The 13,018-nt window shown below is 73.7% G+C and carries 11 protein-coding genes; 6 read left to right on the top strand and 5 right to left on the bottom strand.

The features are described 5' to 3' along the window. The first annotated feature begins 153 nt into the window (after positions 1 to 153). From ACQKM2_RS13140 to ACQKM2_RS13115, 6 genes are all read left to right on the top strand, one after another. A complete protein-coding gene (locus ACQKM2_RS13140) occupies positions 154 to 1,152 on the top strand; it encodes a helix-turn-helix domain-containing protein (RefSeq protein ID WP_427709109.1) in 999 nt (332 codons plus the stop codon). Between the two features lie 162 nt (positions 1,153 to 1,314). After that, the gene (locus tag ACQKM2_RS13135) at positions 1,315 to 2,466 is read left to right on the top strand and encodes a PP2C family protein-serine/threonine phosphatase (RefSeq protein WP_427709107.1); all 1,152 of its coding nucleotides are present in this window, start codon (positions 1,315 to 1,317) and stop codon (positions 2,464 to 2,466) included. Positions 2,467 to 2,535: 69 nt separating this feature from the next. Next, positions 2,536 to 5,220 carry a protein kinase domain-containing protein gene (locus tag ACQKM2_RS13130; RefSeq protein ID WP_427709105.1) on the top strand — a complete coding sequence of 895 codons (2,685 nt, stop codon included), beginning with the start codon at positions 2,536 to 2,538 and terminating at the stop codon, positions 5,218 to 5,220. 123 nt (positions 5,221 to 5,343) lie between these two features. Further along, complete coding sequence (locus ACQKM2_RS13125; protein WP_427709103.1) at positions 5,344 to 6,531, top strand: cytochrome P450; 1,188 nt, start codon at positions 5,344 to 5,346, stop codon at positions 6,529 to 6,531. Further along, positions 6,528 to 6,740, top strand: a complete 213-nt coding sequence (locus tag ACQKM2_RS13120; RefSeq protein WP_427709101.1) for a ferredoxin — start codon at positions 6,528 to 6,530, stop codon at positions 6,738 to 6,740. The genes ACQKM2_RS13125 and ACQKM2_RS13120 overlap by 4 nt, the downstream gene beginning before the upstream one ends. Before the next feature lie 82 nt (positions 6,741 to 6,822). Next, on the top strand, positions 6,823 to 7,296 hold the full coding sequence (locus ACQKM2_RS13115) for a hypothetical protein (RefSeq protein ID WP_427709099.1): 474 nt from the start codon (positions 6,823 to 6,825) through the stop codon (positions 7,294 to 7,296). A gap of 111 nt (positions 7,297 to 7,407) precedes the next feature. Here ACQKM2_RS13115 and ACQKM2_RS13110 read toward each other — a convergent pair whose 3' ends face one another. The 5 genes from ACQKM2_RS13110 to ACQKM2_RS13090 form a co-directional block, all read right to left on the bottom strand. After that, positions 7,408 to 8,406, bottom strand: coding sequence for an SMP-30/gluconolactonase/LRE family protein (locus ACQKM2_RS13110; protein WP_427709097.1), 999 nt, complete (start codon positions 8,404 to 8,406; stop codon positions 7,408 to 7,410). A gap of 93 nt (positions 8,407 to 8,499) precedes the next feature. Then, positions 8,500 to 9,963 carry an MmgE/PrpD family protein gene (locus ACQKM2_RS13105; protein ID WP_427709096.1) on the bottom strand — a complete coding sequence of 488 codons (1,464 nt, stop codon included), beginning with the start codon at positions 9,961 to 9,963 and terminating at the stop codon, positions 8,500 to 8,502. Next, complete coding sequence (locus tag ACQKM2_RS13100) at positions 9,960 to 10,829, bottom strand: cyclase family protein (protein WP_427709094.1); 870 nt, start codon at positions 10,827 to 10,829, stop codon at positions 9,960 to 9,962. The genes ACQKM2_RS13105 and ACQKM2_RS13100 overlap by 4 nt, the downstream gene beginning before the upstream one ends. Positions 10,830 to 10,914: 85 nt before the next feature. Next, complete coding sequence (locus ACQKM2_RS13095) at positions 10,915 to 11,778, bottom strand: HpcH/HpaI aldolase/citrate lyase family protein (RefSeq protein WP_427709093.1); 864 nt, start codon at positions 11,776 to 11,778, stop codon at positions 10,915 to 10,917. Beyond that, positions 11,775 to 13,010, bottom strand: a complete 1,236-nt coding sequence (locus ACQKM2_RS13090; protein WP_427709091.1) for a CaiB/BaiF CoA transferase family protein — start codon at positions 13,008 to 13,010, stop codon at positions 11,775 to 11,777. Before ACQKM2_RS13090 ends, ACQKM2_RS13095 begins: the two co-directional genes overlap by 4 nt. Positions 13,011 to 13,018: the final 8 nt, after the last annotated feature.

Here is a 13,018-nt window from a genome sequence, read left to right as displayed (position 1 = left end):
GGCCAGGAAGTCGGTATGGCCCGTTCGGTCCATGGCCCCTAGGGGCCACCCCGTGGGAGCCGGGCGAAATCCCGCTGACCTGGGAGCCTCTGCTGTGGCAGCATGATCCAAAATCGGGGGCGGGGTTTCTCGGACTTTCGGGGGGATTTGAGCATGCTGACCGCATTGGGACTTGATCCGGTGGCGGAATCGGTCTATCGCGCGATGCTGAGCGATCCGACGAGCGGTGTAGCCGGACTCGTCGCGCGGGTGGGCAGGCCCGTGGAAGAGGTGCGGGACGCCCTCGACGTGTTGAGCGAGCTGGCTCTCGTACGACCCTCCTCGGAACGGGAGGGGGGCCTGCGGGCGGTCTCCCCCGACATCGGCATGGAGGCCCTGCTGGCCCGCCAGCAGGCCGAGCTGGCCGCGCAGCAGCTGCGTCTGGAGTCGTCGCGGAGCATGGCGGCCCAGCTCATCGCGGAGTACGCCGACCTCAGGCCGGCATCCACCACGCCCGGGGTCGAACACCTCATCGGGATCGACGCGATCCGCGAAACGCTCGCCCGGCTGACGCGCTACGTCGCCACGGACGTCATGGCCTTCCTCCCGGGCGGCGCCCAGCCGGTGGAACAGCTCGACGCGTCGCGGCCCCTGGACGAGGAACTGCTGGGCCGGGGGGTGCGGATGCGCAGCGTCTACCTGAGCAGCGTCCGCAACGACCAGCACACGGTCGACTACGCGCACTGGCTGACCCGGCTCGGCGGTCAGGTCCGTACGGTTCCGTCCCTGCCCACTCGGCTGATCATCACCGACCGCACGACCGCTGTCATCCCGGTCAACAGCGAGGACTCGGGTGCCGCGGCGGTCGTCCTGACCGGGCAGGGCATGCTCACCGCGCTGTGTGCGCTCTTCGAGACGGTCTGGGCGGGAGCCCAGGTGCTGGGCGAGGCAGTGGTGCGGGACGGGCACGGGCTGAACCCGCAGGAGTCGGCCACGATCGCCCTGCTCGCGCAGGGGCACACGGACGAGGCCATCGCCAAACGGCTCGGTGTCTCCCAGCGCACGGCGCGGCGGATCGCGACGGACCTGATGGGCCGGCTCGACGCACGGAGCCGCTTCGAGGCGGGTGTCCGCGCGGTCCAGCAGGGCTGGCTGCCCTCGGAGGCCGTCTGACGGCAGCCCGTCGAGGACTCCCCCGGCCTGGGGCCGGGCCGACGGGCCGCTCCTCCCGGCCGACGGGCCGCTCCTCCCGGCCGGCGGCCGCGGGGCACCGGCCCGGGGTGGCGCACGGCCCGGCGCCAGGACATCGGCCGTCCCGTGATGTATGCCTTTCGCATGGATGCCCGCCCGCGGCCCCTCGCCCCCTTCCCCTCCCGGCGCGGCGGACGACTGCTGCTCGTCGTGCCCTTCGCACTGGTCGCGGCCGTCACCACGGTGGACGTCCTCTCGCCGCCCGAGGTGCACCTGGGGCCGTTCCTGGTCGCCGCGCCCGCGGTGACGGCCTCGTTCGCGGGGCCGCGCATGACGGCCTTCGTGGGCGCGGTCGCGGTGCTGGCACAGACGGTGGTGGCGGTCGCGCGGACGAGCCTCACCGACCTCAACCACACCTACCAGATCGTCGCGCTGGTTCTGATCTCGGTCATCGTCACCTTCTTCGCCCATCTGCGGGAGCGCGACGAGAACCGGCTCGCGCGGCTGCGCACCATCGCCCACGCGGCACAGAGCGTCGTCCTGCGGCCCCTCCCCCACCGGGCGGGGCCGCTGCACATCGCCTCCGTGTACCTGGCGGCGGAGGAGGAGGCGCAGATGGGCGGCGACCTGTACGCGGCGGCCCGGACGGCCTCCGGGACCCGGCTGCTGATCGGGGACGCCAGGGGCAAGGGGCTCGACGCCATCGGCGAGGCGTCGCTGGTCCTGGGCGCCTTCCGGGTCACCGCCCACCGCGAGCACGAGCTGCCGGAACTGATCGGGCATCTGGAGGAGGGCGTCGGATCGGCCGAGGAGCCCCGGAGCGCGCCGGACTCGGGACCCGGTACCGGCGAGGCGGCCGACGGCACGGACGAGGCCTTCGTCACCGCGCTGGTGCTCGACATCCCGGACCGCGAGCCGGTGGTACGGCTGGTGAACTGCGGCCACCCGCCACCGCTGCTCCTGAGACAGGGGCGGGTGATCCCCCTCGACACGGCCGAGGCGAGGCCGCCGCTGGGTCTCTCGGACGTCCTCACCGCCGACGTCGCGGTGGCGACGTTCCCCTTCGACGTCGGTGACGTGCTCCTGCTCTACACGGACGGGGTCGTCGAGGCCCGCGACGACTCGCGCGCCTTCTACCCCCTGGCCGAGCGGCTGACGGCCTGGGCCCGGGACGACCCGCCGACCCTGCTCGACCGGCTGCGCGCGGACCTGCGGTCGTACGCGGGCGGCCACCTCGGCGACGACGCGGCACTCGTCGCGGTCGAACGCCTCGCTCCCGGCCGCGGCGGGCCGTAGCGAACCGGTCCGGCGGCTCGCGCGTCTTGCGTTGCATGAACTGCACGCGGCGTGGTGAAGGTTGCGGGCATGAGGTGGACGGGCACGGAGTTGGCCGGGCGGTACCGGCTGGAGCGCGAGCTGGGCCGCGGGGGCATGGGGCAGGTGTGGCAGGCGGAGGACCTCCATCTGCACCGGCTCGTGGCGGTGAAGCTGCTACGGGCCGAACTGTTGGGCGACGGCACGCAGCAGCGCCGCATGCTGGGCAGATTCGAGCGGGAGGGGCAGGCCACGGCGCGGCTCTCGCATCCCAACATCACTGCCGTGTACGACGTCGGAAGCCATCTGGACACCCCCTACCTGGTGTTCGAGCTTCTGCGGGGGCGTGATCTCAAGACGGTCGTGAAGGACGGCTTTCCCGGTGGGATGCCCCTCGGACAGGTCGTGGAATACGGCGCCCAGGTCGCCGGGGCCTTGGCCGCCGCGCATGCCGCCGGCCTCGTGCACCGCGACATCAAGCCCGCCAATCTCATGCTCGTGCATGACGGGACGGTGAAGGTCTGCGACTTCGGGATAGCCCGTTTTCAGCAGTCGGTGGATCCGCAGCTGACGCAGACGGGGATGGTGATCGGCACTCCGGCCTACATGCCGCCGGAGCAGTTCCAGGGCGGACCCGTGGACGCGGCCGCGGACATGTACGCGTTGGGCGCCACCTTGTTCCACCTGGCGACCGGCAGCCCGCCGTTCACCTCGCGGAGCCACGACGGGCTGCGCCACATGCACGTCGCGGTACCGGCCCCCCGGGTCGGCTCGGTGCGCGCGGAGGTCTCCTTCGCGCTGGAGGTGCTCGTGGACGCCTTGCTCGCCAAGGAGCCGCGCCGGCGTCCGACCGCCGCCGAAACGGCCGTGCAACTGCGTGAACCGGCGCTCGCCGTCCGTCGCCCCGTCGGGCACGGAAGGGACCTGGAAGCGGCGCTGCAAGCGGCACGCCGCATCGAGGAGGCGGGCCGGCGGGCGCTGACCCTGGCAGCGATCGCCGGGACCCTGACCGAGGGTGACGCGAGCACGGCTCGCACGGTGCTGACCGAGGCGGAGCGGGAGTTGGCCGGGGGCGCTCGTCGCCGCAGCCGTGAGATCGCAGCCGTCGCCCGCGTGTGGGCTCCACTCGACCCGGAGCACGCGGCCGGCCTTCTGGACGAGACGGAACGGCGCGCCCGTGACGCGGCGGCCGGCGACGAGAAGTTCGGCCGGAACATGCTGGACCATGCCCTGGCGGACCTCGCCTCGGCATGGAGCGTGCTGAACCCCGACACCGCCGAGGCGCTCACCCGCGACATCTCCGACCGGGACATCAGGGGGCGGGCGGTGCGCGGGATCGCGCTCGCGGTCACCACGACGCACCCGCGGACGGCTGAGCGCCTCGCACGCCTCGTCAACGGCCCTGGTCAAGGCGGCACCGGCTTCGCCCAGGCTTCGTTCCTGGCCGAAGTGGCCATCGGGTTGGCCCCTTCGGACCTCTACGGCGCGTTGAGGGTGGCCGCCATGATCGACCCGGCGAAGGACTGGCTGCTGACCAAGGTGATCCGAGCCCTGGTCACGGCGAACGCCCCAGCTGCCGAAGGGTTCGCGAGCGCCCTGCGTACCCCGAAGCAGCGTGCCGGCGCGCTGACCGTGGTCGCCGGCCACGTCGCAGGACACGACCCCGCAGACGCGGAACGCATCATCGTCGCCATCGACTCCTCCGCGCGCTCGCAAGCCCGGGACGCTGTCGCCCTGGCCGTGCTGGCCGGCGACGCGAGCACGGCTGCGCGCCTTGCCTCCTCCGCCGACTTCGACCGTCACAGCACGCGGGTTCAGCTCAAGGTCTGCCAGGCACTGGCCTCGGTCGCACCTGACCTGGCGGAACGGAACGCCCGCGGGATGCCCGGCTCCTTCGACCGTGCCGAGGCTCTGCTGCGTGTCGCGGCCGTCGTCGCCGGCAACGATCCTGTCCGTTCCGCCGGACTGCTGGACGACGCCGTCCGTCACGCGCTGGCCTGCGCACACGACTCCGACCATCTCTCGAATGCGGAGGATCTGGCACGTTTCGCGGCCAGTGTTGCGGCATACGACCGACAGCGGGCCGCAGCCCTGTTCGAAGAGGCCAGAGAGCTGGCCCGGACGCGTAGGAATCCGGCACCCTACGGTCGCTTCGGCGCCACGGCCGTGCTGCGCGTGGCCGAGCACCTGGCTCCCTTCGATCCCGACGCCGCCGAGAAGATGGTCCGCAGGACCAGGAAGAAGATCGACATCCAGGACGACTGGCAGTTCAAGCGTGTCGTCGTCGCAGCGGCCAAGGGCGACCCGTCCGTGGCGATTCGAATGGCCCGATTGACGAACAACCCCTACCGGCGTGACGAGATGCTGGCCGAAGCCGCAGGAGCGGCCGCCACGGTCAACCTGGCCGGAGCCGTGCACATCGTCCGGCACATGGACAGCCGCAATGCGCCGAAAGCCTGGGAGCGGATCACGGAACAGCTCCTCGCGGTCAACCCCGGCGCCGCCGTCCGCTTCGTCCTCGACCTCGCGGAACGGCTGACGCTCGCCGAGCCCGACGGCCGGATCAGGTACACGACGGTGCCGGTCGAACTGGTGCGGCAGGTGGCGCGCATCGACCCCGCCGCCGCGCAGCGCGTCGTCGCCGCGGTCGGCCGTGCCGGGAAGGACGTGGCGTGGGCGGCGATCGCCGAGGCCTGGGCCGGCGTGGGCGGCGAGGACACCTCGGCCGGACTCTGACCCCGTGTCCGGAGGGGCTTCGGCCAGCGGCGGCCGGTCCCGCTTCAGCGCCACGCAGCCGGTGCCGGTCACGCTGCGGGCGGCGGGTGTGCCGCCCGCCGCCCGTCTGCGTGAGGATGCCTGATGACCGAGCCCGTCGCGTTCCCCAAGGACCGCACCTGCCCCTACCACCCGCCGGCCGCCTACGACCCGCTCCGGGGCGGCGCCCCGCTCAAGCGGGTGCGGTTCTTCGACGGCCGCTCGGTGTGGGCGGTGACCGGACACGCCGCCGCGAGGGCGCTGCTGGGGGACCCGCGGCTGTCCAGCGACAGCGAGAACGAGGCGTTCCCCGTGCCGTCCGAGCGCTACGTCGGGCTGCTGCGCCGGCGCACGCCGCTGCTGGGCGTCGACGACCCCGAACACAACCGCCAGCGCCGGCTGCTGATCCCGGGCTTCACGCTGAAGCGCACCCACGCGATGCGTCCGCGGATCCAGGAGATCGTCGACCAGCTGATCGACGACATGATCGCCAAGGGCCCGAAGGCGGAGCTGGTGGGCGACTTCGCCCTGCCGATGCCGTCGAAGGTCATCTGCTCGATGCTCGGCGTGCCGTACGCGGACCACTCCTTCTTCGAGGAGCAGTCGCGCCGGCTGCTGCGCGGCCCCGAGCTGTCCGATGTGGAGGACGCGAGGGACCGGCTGGAGGACTACCTGCGGGTGCTGATCGAGGCCAAGCGGGCGGAGCCGGGCGAGGGCATGCTCGACGACATCATCCGCGAGCAGACCGCCGGGGGCGCCTTCGACGCCGGGGAACTGGCGGGGCTGGCGTTCATCCTCCTCATCGCCGGCCACGAGACCACGGCCAACATGGTCTCGCTGGGCGCCTACACCCTGCTGGAGCATCCCGAGCGGCTGGCAGAGCTGCGGGCGGACCCCTCGCTGGTACCGGCGGCCGTCGAGGAGCTGATGAGGTACCTGTCCATCGTCGAAGGCATGCTGCGCGTCGCCGTCGAGGACATCGAGATCGCGGGGGAGACGATCCGCAAGGACGACGGAGTGGTCTTCTCCCTCTCCCTCGTCAACCGCGACGAGGGCGTCTACCCCCACCCCGACGTGCTCGACTGGCAGCGTTCGGCCCGCCACCACGTCGGCTTCGGCTTCGGCATCCACCAGTGCCTCGGGCAGAACCTGGCCCGCGCGGAGATGGAGATCGCCCTGGGCACCCTGATCAGCCGGCTTCCCGGGCTCCGGCTGGACGCGCCCGCGCGGGAGATCCCGTTCAAACCGGGCGACACCATCCAGGGCATCGTCCAGCTCCCCGTGGCCTGGTGAGCGCCGTGCGTCCCGTCCACATCGCGATCGACACCGGCCGCTGCATCGGAGCGGGCCAGTGCGCCCTGACGGCCCCGGACGTGTTCACCCAGGACGACAGCGGATTCAGCGAGGTGCTGCCGGGCCGGGAGGACGGCAACGGCAACCCCCTGGTGCGGGAAGCCGCGCAGGCCTGCCCGGTCGCGGCCATCGGGGTCCGCCTCCGCTGAGAGCGGCGCCCCCGTCGCCTCGCGCGCCGGTCGCCGGACCGGTCGGGAACCGCGGTGCAGTGGTCGCGCGTCCCTGCCTTTCATGATCGTTTTTCTGGGCCTGGCGCTGCTGCTGGTGGGGCTCACCTCCATGGTGACGCTCGCCGTGCACACCGCGGCCGCCGTGCGGCTGCGCTCGGCCGAACCCCTCCTGCACCCCTGGGTGTTCGTCCAGGCCGCCGTCGCCGCGCTGTTCTGCGCGGGGCTCGCGCTCCTGTCCGGGCACCTGACCGGCTTCGACCCGATCGATCCCTCGTCCGTGTGCAACGGCCGGGTGAGCCGGGGGTTCCGGGACACGTCGGTGCCCGAGAGCCGGCTCGTCACGCGGTCGGTGTTCCCGGTGTCGGTCGTGTGCGAGGAGTACCCGGGGGACCCCGACGCCACCGAGCAGGTGCCGGGCTGGGTCAACCCCGTCGCCCTCACCGGCGGCGGCCTCGCGTTGGGGGCCGCGGGCCTGGCCCCGTTCGCCGGCGTGCTGCGCCGCCGCCTGTGCCGGCCGGAGCCAGGGGCCGCGTGACCGAACCGCCGCTGCCCGTCCCGGCCTTCCGGGCGGGACCGTCGTCCGATGCCCGGGTGCCCCTGGAGCCCCTGCGGCGGATCGAGGCGATCGCCTGACGCCGGGGGCGCGTCAGAAGCCGTCGACCTCGGCGAGCGTGAAGGGGACGGGCGTTCCCGCGCCGAAGGGTCCGCCCTTGTCGTACTGGGAGCGGGTGACGAGCAGGTGGTCGCCCGAGCGGAGGACGGACGTCGGGATCTGCAGCGCGGTGCTGCTGAGGACGGCGTCCTGCCGGACGGACCGGGCGGCGGGCGTCACGGTCAGGCGTACCAGGGTGTTCGTGCGGTTGAGGGCTGCCCAGAGCCTGCCGTCCCGGTAGGCGAGGCCGTCGGCGCCGGGCAGGGAGATGCCGGGGACGGTGGTGACCTCGCCCGTGTCGGCGGCGATCCGGTACAGGGCGCCGGTGGTGGTGTTCGCCGTGAGCAGGGCTCCGCCGTCGACGTACGCGATGCCGTTGAGGTTGATTCCGGAGTGCTGCGTGTAGTCGGCGGGCGTGCCGGTGAGGTCGCGCCAGGTGTCGAGCGGGGTGTCGGCGCCCTGCGCCTGAGCGGCCGTCAGCTGCTGGGGGGTGACTCTGTAGACGGCGGGGTTGAACGAGTCCGTGAGGTAGGCGGTGCCGTCGGGGCCGAAGGTGAGGTCGTTGACGCCGCCGGAGGCGAAGGGGATGCGGAACCGGGCCACGCGTATGCCGGTGGTGTCGTCGTAGACGGTGACCGATCGGTCCGTGCCGCCGGAGACCCACAGGCGGCCGGAGCCGTCGGCCTTGACCCCTGCCGCGTGGGTCCTGCCGTCCGTGCCGGACGGGAGGAAGACGGACGCCTGCGTCCCGCCCGCCGGCACGCGCAGGACGGAGCCGTCGCCGTAGGCGGAGACGAACAGGTCGCCGGTCGAGGGGTCCTGGGTGAGGCTCTCCGGGTAGAGGCCGAAGCCCGGCAGTGCGGCGGCGGTCCGCACGGTGGGTGCGGCGAGGGCGGTGCCGGCGGCGAGGACGGTGGCGCACAGGGCGGCCGCGCCGCCCACGGCGAGGCGGTTCAGGCGTGTGCGCAGGCGCTTCGAGGTGCTGGGTGACATGTCGGGTCGGGTCCTTTCCCGGATCACGGGTGTGGGTGTGGGTGTGGGTGTGGGTGTGGGTGTGGGTGTGGGTGTTTCGGGCGTTGCGGGCCGTCACGCCGCCGGGGGGCGTGACGGCTCCGGCTCGGCTTCCGGGGTGCACAGTGCGAGGAGGCTCGTGGCGCTGCCGCCCTCGGGCAGGGCGCGTACGGCGCGCAGTACCGCCTCGGCGCGTCGCGGGGGGAGCGCGGTGCCGGCCGACAGGCGGAACTTGCGTTCCTTCTCGGCGGCGGTCAGGGGCGCGTCCGGGCCGCCCTTGCTGGTCTCGACCTGGATCTCGTGCGTCTGGCCGTCCCGCACGGCGACCCGCAGTACGGCCGGCAGCCGGGTGGGGAACAGGGGGTCGAGGGCGGGGTCGGGCACGCAGCGGATCAGGCCCGCGAGCGTGCGCCGGGCCGGGTCGTGGGCGGCGGCGTCGGTGAAGTCGTCGAACCAGACGCCGAGTCCGCCGCCGCCGAGGAGGGCGGTGGCGACGGTGAAGGGGCCGGAGAAGGCCGCCGCGTAGCCGGTGGCGGGGGCGGCCTTGGCGGGGCCGGGTTCGCCGATCGTACGGTGCATGGCCGTGGGGACCCGCAGCTCGCCGTGGACGACGTCCTCGCCCCGGACGCCCAGCGCCCGCAGCCGCAGTGCGGCGTCGATGCCGGGGTGCGTAAAGTGGTTGCACGGGTACGGCTTGACGATGATCTCGCTGGTCTCCCAGCGTTCGCCCAGGCCGTCGAGGACCGCCTCGGGGCGGGCCCGGTCGCCGCACCAGGCCTGGAAGAAGCCGAACCGGCCCTCCAGGACCGTCGGCGGTCCGGTGATGCCGGCCCGGGCCAGCTGGGCGGCGGCCACGCCGGCGTGGGCCGCCCAGCCGCAGTGCACGCGTTTGACGGTACCGCCGGTGCGGTTGGCTTCCAGCAGGCCGGCGCCGGTGCTCGCGGCGATTCCCAGGGCGGCGGCGATGGTGTCCTCGTCCGCGCCGAGGAGCACGGCGGCCGCGGCGGCCGCACCGAGGGTGCCGCAGATGGAAGTGGCGTGCTGGCCGCGCTCGAAGAACAGCGAGTTCCCGAGGTCCGGGTCGAAGCCGGCGATGCCGAGCCGGATGCACACCTCGGTGCCGACGGTGACGGCGTCGAGCAGCTGCGGCCCCGAGGCGCCGGTGGCCTCGGCGACGGCGAGCGCGGCGGGGATCACGGCGGCGCTGGGGTGCAGGACGGACAGCATGTGGGAGTCGTCGAAGTCCATGGCGTGCGCCAGGGTTCCGTTGACCAGGGCGGCGGCCGGCACGGCCAGCTTCTCGTGCGATCCGATGACGTGTGCGGGGCCGGTGCCGCCCCAGTCGCGGGCGACGGAAAGGACGGCCCGCGGGGCGGGTTCGTCGCGTGCGAGGAGGCTGTTGCCCAGGCAGTCGAGGACGCGTTCCGCCGCCTCGGCGCGCAGCCGGGCGGGCAGGCCCCGGTCGCGGGCCCGGGCGGCGAAGGCGGCGAGGCGGCGGACCAGGGGTTCGGCGGCGGGCCCTGGGCGGGTGGTCGTCATCGGGACTCCCGCGGCGTGCCGGGGGCGGTGGTGAGGACGGCGAGGGGCCGGACCGGGGAACCGGTGCCGCCGGTGATCTTCAGCGGGCTGAGGACGAACAGGAACTCGGCGGCTCCGGCGGCGGCCAGCGTCTCCAGGTTCATGTGCTCGATGAGGTGGACGCCGCGGTCCACGAGCAGCGTGCGGTGGACCGGCAGTACCGCGTGCCCCTGGCCGGGCGGGATCCGTTCGACGGCGGTGGTGTCGGCACCGATGGCGCGTACCCCGCGGTCGGCGAGCCAGTCGGCGGCGGATTCGGTGAGGCCGGGGACACCGGTCTCCTGGCCGATGTACGCCTCGGCGTCGTTCCACCGCCGGGCCCAGCCGGTGCGTACGAGGCACACGTCCTGTGCGGCGGGGAGGACGCCGGCGAGGGCGGCGGCGTGGGCCAGGTCGTCGGCGGTGATGCCGTATCCGGCGCCGAGGACGTCGGTGCCGTGGGCGGCGGCGACGTCGAGGAGGACGCCGCGGCAGACCATGGGCGGGACGGTGTCGATGCCGTGGACGGCGAAGCGTCCGCCCTGCTGGGCGGCGGCGGCGTCGTGGCCGCCGAAGAGCCGGCCGTGGTGGGAGGCGTGGGACAGCGCGTCGATGTGGGTGCCGACGTGGCCGCCGGTGACGATGAGTTCGTTGGCGGCCGAGCTTCCGTCCGGGCGGGTCCCGTCGCCGTGGCGGCGCAGGAGCGCCATGCGGAAGCCCGGGTGGTTGGGGGAGCACGGCATGCCGTTCTCCAGGGGCTGGGCGAGGTCGTGGACGGTGGTCCCCGCGGCGATGGCCGTCAGCAGGGGGTCGGTCGCGGTGGCGGTGGCGGGCGGGGCGTCGGTCATCGGTTGCCTTTCACGGGCGGGCGGGGCGGCACGGCGCGGCGCGGCGCGGAGTGCGGGTCGGGGCTGCCGGGGTGTGCGGCCGGGGTCACGAGGGGCGGGCGCCTGCGGACAGGGCTTCGGCCATCGCCAGGACGGCGCGGGCCTGGGCGAGCAGGGGCGGGGCGACGGTCCGGCCGTCCTCGGTGACGAACACGGACGATCCGGCGTCCGGCCGGGAGGCGGCGGCGGCCAGTACGGCGCGGGCGTCGTCGGCTTCTCGCGCGGAGGGCGTGAAGACCTCGTTGATGACGGGGAGCTGGCCGGGGTGGACGGCGAAGCGTCCGAGGTAGCCCATGCCGAGCCCGTCCCGGCAGGAGCGCCGCAGGCCCTCGGGGTCGTCCAGGCGCGGGTAGACGCTCATGGCCGGGCTGACGAGCCCGGCCGCCCGGGAGACGAACACGCAGCGGACCCGGGCGGCGTCCATGGTGGGGCCGTCGAAGTCGGTGCGCAGGTCGGCCCGCAGGTCGTTCTCGCCGAGGCCGATGCGTTCCAGGCGCGGCGTGGAGCGGGCGAGGTCGCTCAGGGCTTCGACGCCGAGCGCGGATTCGACGAGGATCTGCAGGCCGGCGCGGCTGTGGGCTTCCTCCAGCCACCGGGCCGCTTCGCGGACCTGCTGGGGGTGCTCGACCTTGGGCAGCCGGACGGCGGCGAGTCCGGGCCGTGCGACGGCCCGTACGTCGTCGCGGGCGAGGCCGCTGGGGAGGGAGTTGACGCGTACGTAGGTCGGCTTGGGCGGGGTGGTGGACAGGATCTCGGCGGCGGCGCGGCGGGCGTCCTCCTTGGCGGCCGGGGGTACGGCGTCCTCCAGGTCGAGGACGACGGCGTCCGCTTCGCTCGCGTACGCCTTCTCCACCAGGCGGGCCTTGTGCGCGGGAACGTACAGGTAGCTGCGGTGCAGTGCGGCGTTCAAATGACTCCCCTTTCTGCGAGCGCGGATAACTCCTCGCTGCCGACGCCGAGTTCGCCGAGGATCTCGGCGGTGTGCTCGCCCAGGCGGGGGCCGGCCCAGCGCACGGATCCGGGGGTGTCGCGGAGCCTGAAGGCGACGTCCGGCATGCGGATCTCCCGCAGTTCCGGGTCGGGTACGGAGACGATGGAGCGGCGGGCGGCGATGTGCGGGTCCTGGAGGACGTCGGCGAAGTCGTAGACGGCGCCGATCGCCGCCTGGGCCTGGTCGAAGGCGTCCACGACCTCGTCGCGGGTGCGTTCGGCGATCCAGCCGCCGACGGCCGCGTCGAGTTCGCCGGTGTGCGCGGCGCGGCCGGATCCGGTGCCGAACCAGGGCTCTTCGGCCAGTTCGGGGCGGCCGACCAGGCGTACGACGCGTTCGGCGACGGAGACGGTGGTGGCGGCGACGGCCACCCAGTGGCCGTCCTTGGTGCGGTAGACGTTGCGCGGCGCGTTGTTGGGCGAGCGGTTGCCCTGCCGGGTGGGCATGACGCCGGTCAGGTCGTAGGTGGTGAGGGGCCCGGCGAGTACGCCGAGCATCGATTCGACGATGGAGAGGTCGACGACCTGTCCGCGGCCGGTGACCTCGCGGGCGCGCAGCGCCGTGAGCGCGGCGAAGGCCGCGGTGAGTCCGGCGATCGCGTCGGCGAGGGGGAAGGAGGGGAGGGTGGGCGGCCCGTCGGGGTTGCCGGTGAGGTGGGCGAGCCCGCTCATGGCCTCGCCGACGGTGCCGAAGCCGGGGCGGTGGGCGTAGGGGCCGGTCTGGCCGAAGCCGGTCATGCGCAGGAGCACCAGGCGGGGGTTGTGCGCGCTGAGGGTGGCGTAGTCCAGGCCCCAGCGTTCCAGGGTGCCGGGGCGGAAGTTCTCCACGACGAGGTCGGCGTCGGCGGCCAGGCGGCAGAAGAGCAGTCGGCCCTCGTCCGTGTGGAGGTCCAGGGTGGCGGAGCGCTTGTTGCGGGCCACGACCTTCCACCACACGGGGACGCCGTCGACCTGGGCGCCGTAGCGGCGGGCGGGGTCGCCGTCCGGATGTTCGATCTTGACGACCTCCGCGCCGTAGTCCCCGAGCAGGGTGGCGGCGAAGGGGCCTGCGAAGAGGGTGGCGGTGTCGATGACCTTCAGGCCGGCGAGTGGGAGCGGGGCGCCGGTGGGCCCTGGGTGTTCCTGGGGATCGGGGCCGGAGCGATTGATCATGCCCCCTA

It is taken from the genome of Streptomyces sp. NPDC004126 (assembly GCF_050275515.1).
GTDB lineage: Bacteria > Actinomycetota > Actinomycetes > Streptomycetales > Streptomycetaceae > Streptomyces.
This window is presented reverse-complemented; position numbering and strand designations above follow the sequence as displayed.

Coding starts and splice junctions, on each gene's coding strand:
- ACQKM2_RS13115 (WP_427709099.1), top strand. CDS start 6,823: ATGATCGTTTTTCTGGGCCTGGCGCTGCTGCTGGTGGGGCTCACCTCC.
- ACQKM2_RS13105 (WP_427709096.1), bottom strand. CDS start 9,963: ATGACGACCACCCGCCCAGGGCCCGCCGCCGAACCCCTGGTCCGCCGC.
- ACQKM2_RS13090 (WP_427709091.1), bottom strand. CDS start 13,010: ATGATCAATCGCTCCGGCCCCGATCCCCAGGAACACCCAGGGCCCACC.
- ACQKM2_RS13130 (WP_427709105.1), top strand. CDS start 2,536: ATGAGGTGGACGGGCACGGAGTTGGCCGGGCGGTACCGGCTGGAGCGC.
- ACQKM2_RS13110 (WP_427709097.1), bottom strand. CDS start 8,406: ATGTCACCCAGCACCTCGAAGCGCCTGCGCACACGCCTGAACCGCCTC.
- ACQKM2_RS13135 (WP_427709107.1), top strand. CDS start 1,315: ATGGATGCCCGCCCGCGGCCCCTCGCCCCCTTCCCCTCCCGGCGCGGC.
- ACQKM2_RS13100 (WP_427709094.1), bottom strand. CDS start 10,829: ATGACCGACGCCCCGCCCGCCACCGCCACCGCGACCGACCCCCTGCTG.
- ACQKM2_RS13140 (WP_427709109.1), top strand. CDS start 154: ATGCTGACCGCATTGGGACTTGATCCGGTGGCGGAATCGGTCTATCGC.
- ACQKM2_RS13125 (WP_427709103.1), top strand. CDS start 5,344: ATGACCGAGCCCGTCGCGTTCCCCAAGGACCGCACCTGCCCCTACCAC.